Origin of the sequence: Paeniglutamicibacter sp. ORCA_105, from assembly GCF_045798545.1 — a bacterium.
Taxonomy (GTDB): domain Bacteria; phylum Actinomycetota; class Actinomycetes; order Actinomycetales; family Micrococcaceae; genus Paeniglutamicibacter; species Paeniglutamicibacter sulfureus.
The window spans coordinates 52,351-66,034 of the sequence record NZ_JBIXLM010000012.1; the positions used below are offsets into that span (position 1 = coordinate 52,351).

Annotated in this window: 17 protein-coding genes and 3 tRNA genes; 4 read left to right on the plus strand and 16 right to left on the minus strand. The window is 65.6% G+C overall.

Going from position 1 to position 13,684, the window contains the following annotated elements:
* Positions 1 to 5: 5 nt before the first annotated feature.
* The 8 genes from ACIPUB_RS08010 to ACIPUB_RS08045 form a co-directional block, all read right to left on the minus strand.
* Positions 6 to 620: a hypothetical protein gene (locus ACIPUB_RS08010; RefSeq protein WP_407606910.1), complete on the minus strand. Its 615-nt coding sequence runs from the start codon at positions 618 to 620 to the stop codon at positions 6 to 8.
* Positions 617 to 1,192, minus strand: a complete 576-nt coding sequence (locus ACIPUB_RS08015; RefSeq protein WP_407606911.1) for a hypothetical protein — start codon at positions 1,190 to 1,192, stop codon at positions 617 to 619. Before ACIPUB_RS08015 ends, ACIPUB_RS08010 begins: the two co-directional genes overlap by 4 nt.
* Entirely contained in the window at positions 1,192 to 1,557 is a 366-nt protein-coding gene (locus ACIPUB_RS08020; RefSeq protein ID WP_407606912.1) for a hypothetical protein, read from the minus strand. The genes ACIPUB_RS08015 and ACIPUB_RS08020 overlap by 1 nt, the downstream gene beginning before the upstream one ends.
* Positions 1,554 to 1,745, minus strand: a complete 192-nt coding sequence (locus ACIPUB_RS08025) for a hypothetical protein (RefSeq protein WP_302263247.1) — start codon at positions 1,743 to 1,745, stop codon at positions 1,554 to 1,556. Before ACIPUB_RS08025 ends, ACIPUB_RS08020 begins: the two co-directional genes overlap by 4 nt.
* Positions 1,742 to 2,203, minus strand: coding sequence for an Asp23/Gls24 family envelope stress response protein (locus ACIPUB_RS08030; protein ID WP_407606913.1), 462 nt, complete (start codon positions 2,201 to 2,203; stop codon positions 1,742 to 1,744). Before ACIPUB_RS08030 ends, ACIPUB_RS08025 begins: the two co-directional genes overlap by 4 nt.
* Positions 2,204 to 2,440: 237 nt before the next feature.
* A tRNA-Phe gene (locus tag ACIPUB_RS08035) sits at positions 2,441 to 2,516 on the minus strand.
* A 55-nt stretch (positions 2,517 to 2,571) separates the two neighbouring features.
* Positions 2,572 to 2,645: transfer RNA gene (locus ACIPUB_RS08040), tRNA-Asp, on the minus strand.
* An 80-nt stretch (positions 2,646 to 2,725) separates the two neighbouring features.
* Positions 2,726 to 2,798 (minus strand) — tRNA-Glu (locus tag ACIPUB_RS08045).
* Positions 2,799 to 2,983: 185 nt separating this feature from the next.
* Here ACIPUB_RS08045 and ACIPUB_RS08050 point away from each other — a divergent pair.
* Together ACIPUB_RS08050 and ACIPUB_RS08055 are read left to right on the plus strand one after the other, a co-directional pair.
* Entirely contained in the window at positions 2,984 to 3,355 is a 372-nt protein-coding gene (locus tag ACIPUB_RS08050; protein ID WP_407606914.1) for a metallopeptidase family protein, read from the plus strand.
* A gap of 451 nt (positions 3,356 to 3,806) precedes the next feature.
* The gene (locus ACIPUB_RS08055) at positions 3,807 to 5,450 is read left to right on the plus strand and encodes an NlpC/P60 family protein (protein ID WP_407606915.1); all 1,644 of its coding nucleotides are present in this window, start codon (positions 3,807 to 3,809) and stop codon (positions 5,448 to 5,450) included.
* 85 nt (positions 5,451 to 5,535) lie between these two features.
* Here ACIPUB_RS08055 and ACIPUB_RS08060 read toward each other — a convergent pair whose 3' ends face one another.
* On the minus strand, positions 5,536 to 6,510 hold the full coding sequence (locus tag ACIPUB_RS08060; RefSeq protein ID WP_264270523.1) for a universal stress protein: 975 nt from the start codon (positions 6,508 to 6,510) through the stop codon (positions 5,536 to 5,538).
* A 170-nt stretch (positions 6,511 to 6,680) separates the two neighbouring features.
* Between ACIPUB_RS08060 and ACIPUB_RS08065 the strand changes: the two genes are divergently transcribed.
* Positions 6,681 to 8,153, plus strand: coding sequence for an NCS2 family permease (locus ACIPUB_RS08065; RefSeq protein ID WP_407606916.1), 1,473 nt, complete (start codon positions 6,681 to 6,683; stop codon positions 8,151 to 8,153).
* Between the two features lie 89 nt (positions 8,154 to 8,242).
* On the opposite strand, the gene ACIPUB_RS08070 is transcribed toward ACIPUB_RS08065, so the two are convergent.
* From ACIPUB_RS08070 to ACIPUB_RS08090, 5 genes are all read right to left on the minus strand, one after another.
* Positions 8,243 to 9,376, minus strand: a complete 1,134-nt coding sequence (locus ACIPUB_RS08070; RefSeq protein WP_407606917.1) for a methyltransferase — start codon at positions 9,374 to 9,376, stop codon at positions 8,243 to 8,245.
* A 130-nt stretch (positions 9,377 to 9,506) separates the two neighbouring features.
* Positions 9,507 to 10,385: a spermidine synthase gene (locus tag ACIPUB_RS08075; protein ID WP_407606918.1), complete on the minus strand. Its 879-nt coding sequence runs from the start codon at positions 10,383 to 10,385 to the stop codon at positions 9,507 to 9,509.
* Positions 10,378 to 10,899, minus strand: coding sequence for a GNAT family N-acetyltransferase (locus tag ACIPUB_RS08080; RefSeq protein WP_407606919.1), 522 nt, complete (start codon positions 10,897 to 10,899; stop codon positions 10,378 to 10,380). Before ACIPUB_RS08080 ends, ACIPUB_RS08075 begins: the two co-directional genes overlap by 8 nt.
* Positions 10,900 to 10,991: 92 nt before the next feature.
* On the minus strand, positions 10,992 to 11,681 hold the full coding sequence (locus tag ACIPUB_RS08085) for an O-methyltransferase (protein ID WP_407606920.1): 690 nt from the start codon (positions 11,679 to 11,681) through the stop codon (positions 10,992 to 10,994).
* Positions 11,682 to 11,686: 5 nt separating this feature from the next.
* A complete protein-coding gene (locus ACIPUB_RS08090; RefSeq protein WP_407606921.1) occupies positions 11,687 to 11,992 on the minus strand; it encodes an MTH1187 family thiamine-binding protein in 306 nt (101 codons plus the stop codon).
* A 145-nt stretch (positions 11,993 to 12,137) separates the two neighbouring features.
* Here ACIPUB_RS08090 and ACIPUB_RS08095 point away from each other — a divergent pair, with 145 nt between their 5' ends.
* A complete protein-coding gene (locus ACIPUB_RS08095) occupies positions 12,138 to 12,566 on the plus strand; it encodes a hypothetical protein (RefSeq protein WP_407606922.1) in 429 nt (142 codons plus the stop codon).
* A 21-nt stretch (positions 12,567 to 12,587) separates the two neighbouring features.
* Here the strand turns inward: ACIPUB_RS08095 and ACIPUB_RS08100 are convergent, their stop codons facing one another.
* Together ACIPUB_RS08100 and ACIPUB_RS08105 are read right to left on the minus strand one after the other, a co-directional pair.
* Positions 12,588 to 12,902: an AzlD domain-containing protein gene (locus tag ACIPUB_RS08100; protein ID WP_407606923.1), complete on the minus strand. Its 315-nt coding sequence runs from the start codon at positions 12,900 to 12,902 to the stop codon at positions 12,588 to 12,590.
* A complete protein-coding gene (locus ACIPUB_RS08105) occupies positions 12,899 to 13,621 on the minus strand; it encodes an AzlC family ABC transporter permease (protein WP_407606924.1) in 723 nt (240 codons plus the stop codon). The genes ACIPUB_RS08100 and ACIPUB_RS08105 overlap by 4 nt, the downstream gene beginning before the upstream one ends.
* Positions 13,622 to 13,684 lie beyond the last annotated feature (63 nt).

The window sequence follows — 13,684 nt, forward strand, 5'->3', positions numbered from 1 at the left end:
AGCGGCTACAGGACGCGTTCAACCCGGGCAAACCGGGAGCGGGTGCCCACCGCCAGGTAAACCACCACGGGCCCGCTTACACCCATGGACTGCTGGACCAGCTGCGCGGCTCGGGCAACATCCCGGCCCAGCGGGCCCGGAGCCGTGCCCTTGCGGGGCTGGACCTTGATCCGCAGCCCGGCCTGCGGCTCCAGAACCCAGACACTGACGCCGATCGAAATGATGTCGTGGCGCCGCCCCAGGACGTGCCGAAGCGCCTGCTCGACAGCGTTTTGGGATATCTCCACCCTGCCGGGCAGCGGATCGTCGTCAAAATAGGCCGAAACATAGTCGCCTCCCCTGCCGCTGCCCTGCACCGCAATCCACCACAGCGTTAAGAGGATGAAGCAGATCAGCAACGCCGAAATGAGGATCCACATCCAGGATTCCCGCTGTCCCGGCAGGGTGGTGGCCGCCAGCACCTCGTTGGTTCGCGCACCCAGCTGGCCGGCGACTTGTCGCCACCCATCGGCATAGCCGGGTGAAAGGGCAGCCAGCACCAAGTGCGCGCCGCACGCCAGCAACGCCAGACCCAGGACGGCCAGCAGGATCCGGTTGAGCAGACGTGGCGTGCGGTTCATTGGCCGATCACCCCGCGCTCGGCAACCCTGACAAAGACCTGCGGCAACGGAGTCACCAGGTTGGTTCGCAGCTCGTCCTCCAGTCCGGCAACGACACTTGCGGGGTTGACGGGTATTCCCGAGGTTGGGCTGAGCTGCACCTCGACACGGTCCCGGTGCACCGTGACCAGCGCCTGGCCACGGCCTACGCCGGCTTCCGCGCGGGCGCGTCGGGCCAGTCCCGCGGCCAGTACCTGGTCATCGACAATGAGTACCCCGTCCTCGCAGGCCAGTGCGTGGCGGGCACGTCGTCCGCGGCGCAGCCCGTGCGCCAGCAGCACGAGGCCAAAGACCATGACACACAGGCCAACGGCCACCTGCCCCGCGAATTCCATTTCAGGGGGCAGCGCCGACACCCGGCTCCACCAGGTATCCGGGGCGGCAAGCAGTGGTTCCTGCCCCAGGGCCTTGAGCGCCGTTTCCAGCAGGGCGTATATGCATGCCAGCAAGATCAGCAACGCGACGGTGACGGCCGCCGGCGAACGGCCGCTGGTGAGCTCGCGCTCCCTGATGTCCGTGTGCTCCTGTCCCATCAATGCCTCCGTTCCGCGGCGGAAGCCACGATCCCGGTGACCCGTACGTCCACCCGGCTGACCAGGGACCCGGTCAGCCCGCTGAATTGTTCGCCAATCTCCGCGCGTCGGTCGCGAACCCTGTCCAGGACGGTGGATCCGGCCGTGCCTGAGGTGCCCGACAGCGGCAAGGGCAGGTGGACCGTCAGCGCGAGGTAGCCCGCGTCATCACGGAGAAACGCCCGCACCAGGCCGGCCTCGACGCCAAAGACGTTGGCGGCCACAGCCCGTGCAGTGGCGGTGAGTGCCTGCGCATTGACCCGGGTGTGACCCGCGCGGGGAACCGACCCCGCATCCTGAACCGGCGAAAGGGCGCTCTGGCTCATGACGAAGATCGACGTCCGGTCAGGGCATCAAGGATCGCGCGCATGTCGACGCGCCCGCCGACGGTCCTAGACGCCAGCGCACCGACCGCCATGAACAGCGCCATCAGAAGGAAACCGCCCAAGCCGTGTTCCAGCGCAGCCCAGGCCAGGATGGCCCCCAGAAGTGCGCCAATGAGTGTTGCCTTCATGCCGGTCCTTCCCCTGCAGAGTTGCGTCGCTTTTCGGAGACGGGTTCGGGGGCGGAAATATGCACGTCCCCGATTTCAATATTGACCTCGATAACCTCGAAGTCCGTGAGGTCCTGGACGGCTCTGAATACCGCCTCGCGCACCGCCGTCGCGAGATCGTGAAGGCGATAGCCGAACGTGGCGGTGAGGACCAGGTCTATTGCAACCTGCCGCGATCCGACTTCCACGCTGACGCCATGTGCTGGTTCCGTGGCGGAACCCACGGCGCCGCGCAGGGCGCCGAACGCCCGCGAGGTTCCCAACCCCAGCGAATGCACTCCCGGAATGCCCCGGGCGGCGGCGGCGGCAACCTTCGCCACGGCAAGATCGGTGATCCTCGTGGTTCCGCTGGCTTCGGTTTCGGGCAAGCTATGCACCGAAAGTTCATGATCCATGGGTCCGGTCCTCTCTGCGCTCACCTCGTCATGCTCGGCGTACGCCACCAGCCTACAACCGAATGTGATGGACATCGCAAGAATCGGCAGGTGGGCAAGGGTTCCGGGAACGATTCCGACGTCCTTCGGCAAGAATCGGAAGACCTTGGCAGGCCCAGGGCCGACACCAATTTCTTGCCCCTATTTGGCCCACACAAGCCGGGCTTCAACATTCGCGTTGACAAAGCAAAAACCCCCCTTGTTTCCAAGGGGGGTTTTAGATGGTGGCTCCGACCGGCGTCGATCCGGTGACCTTTCGATTTTCAGTCGAACGCTCTACCAACTGAGCTACAGAGCCTGGCATCATCAGGCTAGATGATCACCCGATCTTCCGGCGAACCGAAAAACCTAAGCGACCCTGACGGGACTTGAACCCGCGACCTCCGCCGTGACAGGGCGGCGCGCTAACCAACTGCGCTACAGGGCCTTATTCGCGAAGTCTCCCTCGCTCACAAGACAAGAACTCTACCAGAGCATTTCGCTCGAGCAAAATCCAGATTTCGTGCGTACCCCCAACGGGATTCGAACCCGTGCCGCTGCCGTGAAAGGGCAGTGTCCTAGGCCGCTAGACGATGGGGGCCAGGAACCACTGCCGTGGATTACTCCGCCGCAGTGGACTCAAATAACTATAGAGGTAAACTTCCCACCGCGCAAAACCGGACACGCGTGACAGTCGACACAACGCGATTTCCGCGTCACCCCCGCCCCTTCGAGTCGTCGTACGGCCGCCGGAAATCGGGACGGCAGCTAGGTAGAGTGCAACGCATGGCGTACGAAATGACTGACGATGAGTTTGAACTGGTGGCCGAGCGCGCCCTGGATGAAATCCCCGAGGCCCTCCTTGTCATGATGGAAAACGTCGCCATCTTCATCGAGGATGCCTACAAGCCTCTGCCCAGCGAAGACCCGGCGACTAAATTACTGGGTCTTTACGAGGGAACATCACTGACGGAGCGTGATTCGGGATGGGGCGCCGGGGCCATGCCCGACCGCATAACTATTTTCAAGAACGCAATCCTCGAAATCTGCTCCACCGAGAAGCAGGTTGTTGAAGAAGTGGGCATCACGATCGTTCACGAGATTGCCCACCACTTTGGCATCGATGACGAACGACTGCATGAACTTGGGTGGGGCTAGGGCTCTACACCTCGCGGGGGCCGGTCAGTACCGTGCACGCTAGGCGCACCGTTCCGGCGGACATCGCTCCGTAGCGGAAAGCCGGGTTCCTTCGCCTGGGGCAACAGACCCCTTGGTCCTGTATCAGGATGTTCATCCGGGCTTATTCCATCCCCCGAAGCGCTTCCATCGCCTCCGTCGCTTCGTGACGATGATGCAACACTCCAATCTGACCTGAGTCTATTCCTGCGGGCTAACGAGTTTGATTCCAAAATTTCCAAAATGCCGCGCAAATTGACGAATAATTACACCGTTGTAATTGCCGTTATTGAAGTGACTGGTGTTGCCAGTGTGAATGGTTTTCCCATAGGGTGCTATAGGAAGCAGCGATCTGGCCGCACCGGTTCGGCCGTATTTCCCGCGCGTGTTGCGAGACTTGCTAACCGATCGCCGAGGTAAGGAACATCAAGGCATGGCAATCAGGGAAACACTCGGCGTCGCCGCCTGCTCATTTGCATTGGCCGCCACATGCTTCACGGGCGCACTGCCGGCAGCAGCGGCACCAATCGCTCCGAGCGCCCTCACCATCGTGGCGGAGCCCGGCACCTCCAGCATCGCGCTCCCTACTCGAGCGCAGTTGGAGGCGGCTAAATCTGACCCGGCGGCGCTCAACTCCCTGGTCGAGCGACTCGAAGCCCAGATCGAATCCGGCCGCCAAGGAATCATCTCCGCCGAGGCAGCCGCATTGCATGCCCAGGACAACCTGCTGGCCGCTGACGAATTGCTCGCCGAACGCACCGAGGCCGCTGCCGAAGCCGCCGCGGAAGCGGACAAGGCCACCGAATACCTGCTCTCGAGCAAGAAGGATGTCGGGGAACTGGCATCCAACCTTTACCGCAATGGCGGCATCAATCCCGGCGTTATGACCTTGCTGGAAGACTCCGAGGACAACGACGTCCTCTACAAGGCTTCCACCATGGACGCACTGAGCGCCAACCGCACCATGACCGTCAGCAACGCCGAGGACGCCTCAGCTCTTTGGACTGCGTGGCAGGACTATGCCGCCGCAGCGGCCAAGGCCGCCGACGAAGCAACCAGCGCCCAGCAAACCGCCGCGGCAGAGGCCTCAACGACGCTTTCGAGCTTCCAAGACTCCATTGCTCCCCAGGAAAAAATCCGCGAAGAGCTCATCGGCCAATTGGCGTACCTGCACGAGGTCGACGCCAGCGAGGAATCCGAGCGCATTGCCGCCAAGGAAGCTGCTGCGGAAGCCAAAAAGCTCCAGGAACTGATCGAGAATGAGCCCCAGTCCGCACCCCCAGAGGTCGAGCTGAGCAAGGCACCCGAGATCAAGCCGCTGGCGGCCCCGCCGAAGGTCCCCACTGAACGCCCGCAGGGCAACTCGCTGGTTCCCAAGCCCTCCGCGCCCAAGCCCCCACAGCTCACCGTGGCGATTCCCCAGAAGGAAGATCCGGAGCCATCCAAGTCCGCTCCGAAGCCTGCTCCCGAGCCCCAAAAGCCAACGGAAACCGCCAAGCCGGCTCCCGAGACCGAGAAGCCGAAGGAAACCGCCAAGCCCAGGCCCAAGCCGGCTCCCGAGACCGAGAAGCCGAAGGAAACGGTCAAGCCCAAGCCGACGCCAACACCGAAGCCGACGATCGCTCCGCAGGCCCCGAAGCAGTCAATCAAGCCCAAGCCGGAGCCCGAGCCCACCAAGGAGCCCGAGGCGCCCCAGTCGTCACGCAGCTACAACGCGGCCTTCTCTTGGGGACACATGATCGCCAACGACGAATCCAAGCGATACAGGTACGGCGCCAACGGCCCGGACTTCTACGACTGCTCGTCCTTCACCCAGGCGGCATATGCCAAGTCCGGCATCTACCTGCCGCGGACCTCGTCGCAGCAATATGCGGCCGCGCCGACCAAGGTCCCGCTGAGCCAACTGCGCGCGGGCGACCTGGTCTTCTCCTCCTCCAACGGAGGCAGCTCGTTCTACCACGTCGCCATCTACCTGGGCGGCGGACAGGTCCTGCATGCACGCAACCCCGTTAGCGGCATCTCCGTCACCTCGCTGGGTTACATCAACAACCTGCACCCCTATGCGGGACGCTACTAACGGATTCTCCGCACCAAGATCAAATGGGTGAGGGCCCGTCAACCATTGGTTGACGGGCCCTCACCCATTTGGTGGTCGAAGCTGCCTAGAGCCCCCCGTTGGCCCTGTCCTCGAACTCCTGGCGGGAGGCCAAACGCGGGTCATCCCCGTCGGGGACCACCATGACCGGACCCTTGGAGTGGTGCAGCACGCCCTGGCTGGTGGAGCCCAGCAGCATCCCGGCAAAACCGCCGCGACCGCGGGAGCCGGTCACCAGCAGCAGTGCGGTCTCGGATTCGCGGATCAGGATCTCCACCGGAGCGCCGTCGATGACATCGGTTTCAATCTCAAGGCCCGGGAACAGGCTCTGCAACCAGGCCTTGCCGATGCCCATCTGGTGGCGCACGTCGGCGGTGACCGCTTCCTGGTCAACTGTTGCCGGCATCCAGGCCAGCGCGCCGCTGATCGGTGCCAGGGCACACACCACGCGCAGCGTCAGGCCGCGGGTGGCAGCCAGCTCGGCGGCCACCAGGACGGCCAGGCGCGCCCGGTCGGATCCGTCGACACCGACGACAACCCGGTCCTGGACCTGGGTGTCGTGCTCGTCGCGCTTGGATACGCACAGTGGCACCACGACGGTAGGGCACTTGGAGTGCGCCGGCAGCGCGCTGGATACCGAGCCGAGCAGCCTCCCCACGAAGCCGCCGCGGCCACGGGTGCCGACCACGACGAGCTCGGCCTGGCGGCTCAGGTCCAGCAGCACCCCCGCCGGGTCGCCTGACTCGATGTAGGTGCGCACAGTGATGTTTTCGTCGGTGATGGTGGCCCGCGCCTGGCGGACGACTTCCTCCGCGCCGTTGCGGATCAACTGGTCATCCAGCGTGGCGTAGCCGGCGTCCATGGAGGAGGCGGCGAAGACCGGGATCGTATAGGCGGTCACGATATTCAGGACGCTTCCGCGCCTCTTGGCTTCCTGCGCCGCCCACTTCAGGGCACAGAGGCCCTGGTCCGAACCGTCGACACCGACAACGATTCCTTCGATGACCTCGGCGTCACCCTGGGCCTTGTTGTTTTCGCTCATCGTCTTCACTCCTACGTGTCACGGTCTGAGTCCTCGCGGGCTTCCCCCGTACGAGGTCCCGTACTCCCATTGTCTACCACAGTGTGACGTGGGTCTATCTGCCGTTGAGCGTGGCGCATTTCTCCCCTGATTTTTCGCCTAGGGGCGTAAAGCCGAACTATAATTCCCACATGTCCCCTCAGGAAAAGACCCTCCCCCCAAGGACCGACGTGTCACGTCTGGACCGGTATTTCAAGATCACCGAACGCGGCTCGAACTACTCGCGGGAGATCCGTGGCGGCTTCGCCACCTTCTTCGCGATGAGCTACATCGTAGTGCTGAACCCCCTCATTCTTTCCGGCGCCGACTCCAACGGAGACTCGCTGGGCTCGGCCCGCGTCGCCGCGGTCACCGCCCTGGTCGCCGGCATCATGACCATCCTCATGGGCGCGTGGGCCAAGCACCCGTTCGCCATGGCCGCGGGCCTGGGCGTCAACGCCTTCATCGCCGTGACGGTTGCCGCCAACCCGGGACTCACCTGGCCCGACGTCATGGGACTTGTCATCATTTCCGGTGTGACCATGCTGGTGCTGGTGCTCACCGGATTCCGGACCGCAGTGTTCAACGCCGTGCCAACCAGCCTCAAGTCGGCCATCGTGGTCGGCATCGGCATGTTCATCGCCCTCATCGGCCTGGTCAATGCCGGTTTTGTGCGCCGCGTCCCGGATGCCGCCGGGACCACGGTCCCGGTGGGCCTTGGGTTTGACGGCTCGCTGACCGGCTGGCCGATCCTGGTGTTCCTCGTGGGCCTGCTGCTCACCATCGCCCTGGTGGTGCGCCAGACCAAGGGTGCAATCCTCATTGGCATCGTGGTCTCCGCGATCCTGGCCAACGTCCTCGAGGCCGTGTTCGACATCGGCCCGTCCTTCGATGCCGCCACCGGGACGGCCAACCCGCAGGGCTGGTCGCTGGTGGCCCCCTCGATGCCCACCTGGGCGCTTCCTGACCTGTCCCTGGTGGGCCAGGCCAACGTCTTCGGTGCGTTCAGCACCCTGGGTGCCACCTCCGCGCTGCTGCTGGCTTTCGTGATCCTGCTGTCGATCTTCTTCGACGCCATGGGCACCATGGTCGGCCTGGCCAACGAGGCCGGGACGGTGGACAAGGACGGGAACATCCCGGACGTGGACAAGGTGCTGCTGGTTGACGCCATGGGCGCAGTGGTCGGCGGCGGGGCCTCGGGCTCCTCCAGCCAGATCTACGTCGAATCCGGCGCGGGCATCGGCGAGGGCGCCCGCACGGGCCTGGCCTCCATCGTCACCGGCGTGCTGTTCCTGGCCGCGATGTTCCTGACCCCGCTGATCCACCTGGTGCCGTTCGAGGCAGTCGCCCCGGCCCTGGTGGTCGTCGGCTTCATGATGATCTCGCACGTTTCCAAGATCGACTGGAACGACTGGGGCGTTGCCATCCCGGCGTTCCTGACGTTCGTGTTGATGCCCTTCACCTACTCGATCGCCAACGGCATCGGCGCGGGCTTTGTGGCCTTCGTCTTCATCCGCTCGATCCAGGGCAGGGCCCGCGAGGTGCACCCGCTGATGTGGGTCGTCGCGGGGGCCTTCGTGCTGTTCTTCGGCATCGGCGTCATCGAGCAGGCCATCGGCATCTAGGCACGCCGACCACGCACAAAAACCAATGAAGCGGGCAGGGGACGCAAGTCCCCTGCCCGCTTCGCTGTCCCCCCGTTCGCGGGAAATGGCTACTTGACGCCGAGTCTCCACAGCGAGGTGACCTCGCCCGAGCGTTCCACGTGAAACGGGTCTGAGGCATCGGCCGCGCGCCCATGGGCGGGGACGGTGTCCTCGCGTCCCAGCACCGCCAGGCCGGCACCCTCGATCCAGCTCAGCAGTTCCGCGCGTGTGCGCAGCCCCAGCCGCTCCGCCAAATCCGAGATGACCAGCCACCCCTGCCCGTCCTCCGCCAAATGGTCGGGCAACCCCGCGAGGAAGGCCCGCAGCATCGCCGACTTGGGGTCGTAGACCGCGTAGTCAAGCAGTGTCTGCGGGGTTCCCGGCAGCCATGGCGGATTACACACCACCACATCGGCCCTTCCTTCGGGGAACATCTCCTGCTTCACTGCGCGTGCCCGCTCCCCCAGCCCGAGCGAGGCGAAGGTCGCCTGCGCGCAGGCGACAGCGCGCTCCTGCGAGTCGGTGCCGATGACCTCGGTGACGCCGCGCTTGGCCAGGATGGCGGCGAGCACGCCGGTGCCGGTTCCGATGTCGAACGCCCGGCCGAGACCGGGGAGCTCTGCCCGCGCCACCAGGTCCAGGTATTCCCCGCGCACCGGGGCGAAGGTACCGTAGTGCGGGTGGATCTTCGCATCCAGCGCGGCGACGTGCAGCCCGGTGGTGCGCCATTGCTGGGCGCCGATCGCACCGAGGAGTTCCTGCAGGGAAACCACCACTGGTTCGGCCACCTGCCCAAAGGCATTGGTCCAGGCCTCGGTGACATCCGGGGCGCGGCGCAATGCAACGGCCGGGCCGGGGCCCACCGGGACCAGCAGCATCGACAGGATCCGCGCCCGGTGCGTGCGTGCCTGGCGGTACTTGTAGAAGCGCTCGGCGGTCGTGGGTGCCGCGGCGGTGCGCTTGGCCTTGCCGCCGGCGGGAATGCGGCGGGCGATGGCGCTGAGCAGCTGGCGGGCGTTATGGTAGTCCCCGGTGAAGAGCATGCCGGTGCCGTTGGTCGCCATCCGGTAGGCGTCGTCGGCTCCCAGTGAGTCGTCGACCTCAACGATGGCCTTGGGCGGCGGGGCGTCATTGGCCGAGGACCACAGCGCCGCCTTTTCCAGGCCGTCGTGTGTCCAGGAAACTGTTGCGGGGGTGTTCATGGCGGTGCTGGCGCTCCTGCTCAACGTGGGTGGGGGGGGTGGGTGCCGCGGTACGGGAAAGGCCCCGCGAACCCCAAGCCTATAGCGGCCGGCGGGCACCCGTTGCCGCACCAGGGGGGCTGCGGCCGCGCTACACCGCGGTGGCGTGGCGCGCGAAGGCGCGCACCGTGGCATCGTCCCAGTGCTGGGCAGGGACTCCGCCGCCAAGCAGTTCCCGGATGAACTCCGGACCCGCGGGGATCGGCGCGTTGGAACCGGCGATGATGACATTGCCGTGTCGCCTGCCCTTGAGCATGGTCGGGTCGGCCACGATGGCCACGTGCTTGAAGACCGCGCCGATAGTGGCCGCCTCGCGCCGGGCGTTCTCCAATGCCGGGGTGTCCCCGCAATTGACGATGTACAGGCCATTCTCATCCAGCACCCGGGCCGCATGCGCGGTGAAGGCCAGGGTGGTCAGGTCCCTGGGGGTCTGGTCCCCGGCGAAGACGTCGCGGATCACCAGGTCGCGCGTGGCGTCGGTGAGCGTTGCCAGCACGGCTCCGGCCTCCCCGACACGGATGCGCAGCAGCGGCGCGCGCGGCAGGTCGAACCAGGCGCGCACCAGCGCGGCGAGCTTGCCGTCCAGCTCCACCACGACCTGGCGCGCGTTGGGGTAGGTCACCGACGCCCAGCGCGCCATGGAGCAGGCGCCGCCGCCCAGGTGCAGGGCGCGGAGCTTGTGCCCGTGGGCCTCGATCTGCCCCGGGTTGAAGCGGGAGCGGATGAGTGCGGCGATCCAGCGCATGTACTCGAAGTCGAGGTGCCCGGGGGCGGCAAGATCCACGTGCGATGACGGCACGTCGTTGATCCTCAGCAGCCAGCCGGTGGGCGAATAATGGTCGCGTTCCAGTTCCGCGGTGCCGGTGTCGATGGGGTAGATCCCCTCGACGGGGCCGTCTTCCGGTGCAGCGGGCGTGTTGGCTGTTGCGGTGGCGAGGTTGCCGCCGCGCTTGTTCCTGCCCTTAGCCACGGTGTGCGCCACGGCGGACCATGCGGATTTCGTTCAGTCCGCTCCAGTCGTCGGCCAGCGGTTCCATCCGGCCGTCGGCATCGAATCCGTGCTTGGCATAGAAGGCCTGGGCGCGCGGGTTGTGCTCGAGGACCCAGAGCACGGCGGCGCGCTCCCCCAGCACGGTGTCAAGCAGCCGCCGGCCCAGCCCGGTCCCGTGTTCGGCCGCCAGGACGTAGAGGAGCTGCAGCTCGATGTCGATCCCGGTGTCGGCATCGTCCTCGGCAGCCGGCCCGCCTCCGGCAATTCCAACGATGTCCCCGGCGGGGTTCGTGGCGATCCACAGCTCGGCGCCCTGGGCCAGTCCGCGGATCCACCAGTCGCCCTGCTGCTCGAGGGAAGCGCGGGCGTTGGCAAAGAAGGATTCCGGACGTTGGCTGCCATAGGTCTCTTCCCACGCCTGCAGCTTCATCTGAAGGGCGGCGGGGATGTCTTCGGGTACGGCAAGGCGAATGGCGTAGGGCTCTGTAGTCACAGGGGCAAGCCTATGTGCTTCGGGGGCCGGGGGACGAAAGCCGTGATGCACATCAAGGGGCGCCATCGGGGATGACGGCGCACCGGGACCTGCTAGCGGATGATCCCCACGGCAAACCCGTCCCAGCCCTTGACGCCCACGGTCTGCAGGGCCGTGGCATCCACGCGCGGATTGGAACCCAGCACGTCAATCCCCCGCCGCACGCCGTTGACCAGGCGACCGGCATCGGTGAGGGGATCCCCTTCTTCCAGCACGGCGCCTTCGCGCACCACGTTGTCCACCACGATGACGCTGCCGGGACGGCCCAACATGATCGCCAGGTCGATGTAGTGCGCGTTGTTTTCCTTGTCGGCATCGATGAAGAACAGGTCAAAGGGCTCCCCGTCCTCGGCCAGCAGGGAGTCGAGGGTGTCGAGGGCTGCGCCGATGCGGATCTCCACCCTGTCCTCGACCCCGCTGGCTGCCAGGTTGTCAGCGGCCACCCGAGCATGCAGCGGCTCGTATTCGCAGGTGGTCACGTGCCCCTCGGGGCCGACTCCGCGCGCCAGCCAGGTGGTGGAGTAGCCGCCTAGCGTGCCGATTTCCAGCACGCGCTTGGCACCGGCGATCTGGGTCAGCAACATCAGGAACTTCCCCTGCACCTCGCTGACTTCAATGTGGGGCAGCCCGGCGTCGTGGGCACGCCGACGTGCCGCCGCCATTTCCGGCTCCGGTGCCAGCAGCTTTTCCACCAGGAACTTGTCGACGTCGACAGGGCTGGCGGAGGTCGCGGAGGTGTCCATGCTTGCTACTCCTGCTCGCTTATGGCCTTTTCCAGACGCTCGATCTTTCCGGTGATCTCCCCGCTGTAGCCCGGGCGGATATCGGCCTTGAGCACCAAGGAGACGCGCGAGCCGTAGGCGGCCACGGCTTCCGTGGCGCGCTTGACCACATCCATGACCTCGTCCCACTCGCCTTCCAGCTCGGTGAACATCGACGAGGTGGAGTTGGGCAGGCCCGATTCCCGGACCACCTTGACGGCGGCTGCCACCGCATCGTGGACCGACCCGTCGGTGTTGTCGGTGCTGGGAGCTACGGAAAAGGCAACAATCATGGTTCCACTTTGCCACCGTGGCCCCGACATGTCACTTGCCTGCACCCCAAAAAGACTTTCAGTGCAATCGGTAGGCATTTTCCTTGCCAAGGACCAAGGGCTCTGCAAGGCTCGATCCACGTGACAAAGCTTGGGGGACCGGATCTTGGGAAAAATCGTAGGGATCGGTGCGGCATTGTGCATGCTGGGCGTCGTGTGCGGATGTTCTGCGTTGCCCGCACCACAGTCGGTGGCCCTGGGTGCTCCCGCACTGGATGACTTGTTGGCGGTGGTTCCGGGCGAGGCCAGGGTGCTCATGGGGATGGGTTCGGCCGACCATGCGGAGGTCATGGCCATCGCGGAGCTCGGTGACTACCATGCGACCCGGCTGACCGTGGTGGCAGTTTGCCAGGGCGAGGGCGAGTTGCAGCTCTCCCTGGACCATGGGGGCGCAGTGGCGGTCCCCTGTGACAAAAACATTGCCACTGTCGACATCCCCGTCACCTCCGGAGCACGTCCCAGCAAGGTGTCAATCGTGCTCGATCCGGGCAACACCTACTCGACGCTCGTCTATGCCGCTGACCCGCCACAGTAGGGCAGGGACCCGGGGATTCGCTCAGCCCCAACCCAGGTAGCGCGCCAAGGCCGCCGCGCCCGCGCCGGCAATGACCACGACGAGGAACGGCGCCCGCAACAGCAGCGCAACGCCGGCGGCGGCCAAGGCGGCAAGCCTTGCATCGAATTCCACGCTGGTCCCGCTGGCGACGGTGTTGACGATGGTCAATGAGGCCAGCAACCCAATGGTCAAGGTGCCCGCGGCGCGGGTCACCTTCTCGTTTTCGAGGATTTTCTCCGGGACCAGGTACCCCATGAGCTTGATCGCGTAGGCCGCGGCGCAGCCGGCAAGGACCCACCACCACAATTCGTTCATCGCTTGCCCTTCGTGCTGTTGTGCGGCTCGACATCCGGTTCGAGTCCTTCGGTGGCCGGTCCGCGGCCAAAGTAGCCCCAGACCCCGGCAACGACGGCGGCCACCAGGATCGGCACGCCCGGCGGCACCAGCGGGATCGCCAGGACAGTGGCCAGCGAACAGACTGCTGCGATGGCCACGGGCTCCGCTGATTTCAGGCGAGGCCACAGCAGGCCCAGGAATGCGGCAACGGCGGCGCCGTCAAGACCCCAGGCCTTCGGGTCGCCCAAGGCGTCGCCCAGCAGTGCGCCCACCACCGTGAAGATATTCCACAAGACGTATACGCCAATTCCTGCCACCCAGAACCCGCGCCGCTGCTCGTCGGGTTCCGTCTGGCCGGCGGCGGTGGCCGTGGATTCGTCAATGGTCACTTGTGCCGCAGCCAGCTTTTTCAGTCCACGCGGCCTGAGCATGGCCTTGACCTGCATGCCGTAGACGGCATTTCTCACGCCCAGCAGGGTGGCCGCACCGAAGGCCGGCCCGGGGCCGCCGCCACCGGCAATCACGCCGATGAAGGCAAATTGCGAGCCGCCGGTAAACATCAGCAGGCTCAGGGCCACGGTCTGCCAGAGGTTCAAGCCGGCGGCAATGGCCAAGGCACCAAAGGAAATCCCATAGAGACCCGTCGCAACGGAGATCGAGAGGGCCGTCTTGGTGGCGGGAGTCAGTTGCAGTGTCACGGTATCAAGCCTAGTCGCGGGCGCAGCCTCCACACGATCCGTGCCCCCGCAGTTGCGCCGTCC

What these genes read in the sequence shown, in the direction of transcription:
- ACIPUB_RS08010 (WP_407606910.1), bottom strand. Translation starts at nt 620, where the DNA reads ATGAACCGCACGCCACGTCTGCTCAACCGGATCCTGCTGGCCGTCCTG.
- ACIPUB_RS08015 (WP_407606911.1), bottom strand. Translation starts at nt 1,192, where the DNA reads ATGGGACAGGAGCACACGGACATCAGGGAGCGCGAGCTCACCAGCGGC.
- ACIPUB_RS08020 (WP_407606912.1), bottom strand. Translation starts at nt 1,557, where the DNA reads ATGAGCCAGAGCGCCCTTTCGCCGGTTCAGGATGCGGGGTCGGTTCCC.
- ACIPUB_RS08025 (WP_302263247.1), bottom strand. Translation starts at nt 1,745, where the DNA reads ATGAAGGCAACACTCATTGGCGCACTTCTGGGGGCCATCCTGGCCTGG.
- ACIPUB_RS08050 (WP_407606914.1), top strand. Translation starts at nt 2,984, where the DNA reads ATGGCGTACGAAATGACTGACGATGAGTTTGAACTGGTGGCCGAGCGC.
- ACIPUB_RS08055 (WP_407606915.1), top strand. Translation starts at nt 3,807, where the DNA reads ATGGCAATCAGGGAAACACTCGGCGTCGCCGCCTGCTCATTTGCATTG.
- ACIPUB_RS08060 (WP_264270523.1), bottom strand. Translation starts at nt 6,510, where the DNA reads ATGAGCGAAAACAACAAGGCCCAGGGTGACGCCGAGGTCATCGAAGGA.
- ACIPUB_RS08065 (WP_407606916.1), top strand. Translation starts at nt 6,681, where the DNA reads ATGTCCCCTCAGGAAAAGACCCTCCCCCCAAGGACCGACGTGTCACGT.
- ACIPUB_RS08070 (WP_407606917.1), bottom strand. Translation starts at nt 9,376, where the DNA reads ATGAACACCCCCGCAACAGTTTCCTGGACACACGACGGCCTGGAAAAG.
- ACIPUB_RS08085 (WP_407606920.1), bottom strand. Translation starts at nt 11,681, where the DNA reads ATGGACACCTCCGCGACCTCCGCCAGCCCTGTCGACGTCGACAAGTTC.
- ACIPUB_RS08090 (WP_407606921.1), bottom strand. Translation starts at nt 11,992, where the DNA reads ATGATTGTTGCCTTTTCCGTAGCTCCCAGCACCGACAACACCGACGGG.
- ACIPUB_RS08100 (WP_407606923.1), bottom strand. Translation starts at nt 12,902, where the DNA reads ATGAACGAATTGTGGTGGTGGGTCCTTGCCGGCTGCGCCGCGGCCTAC.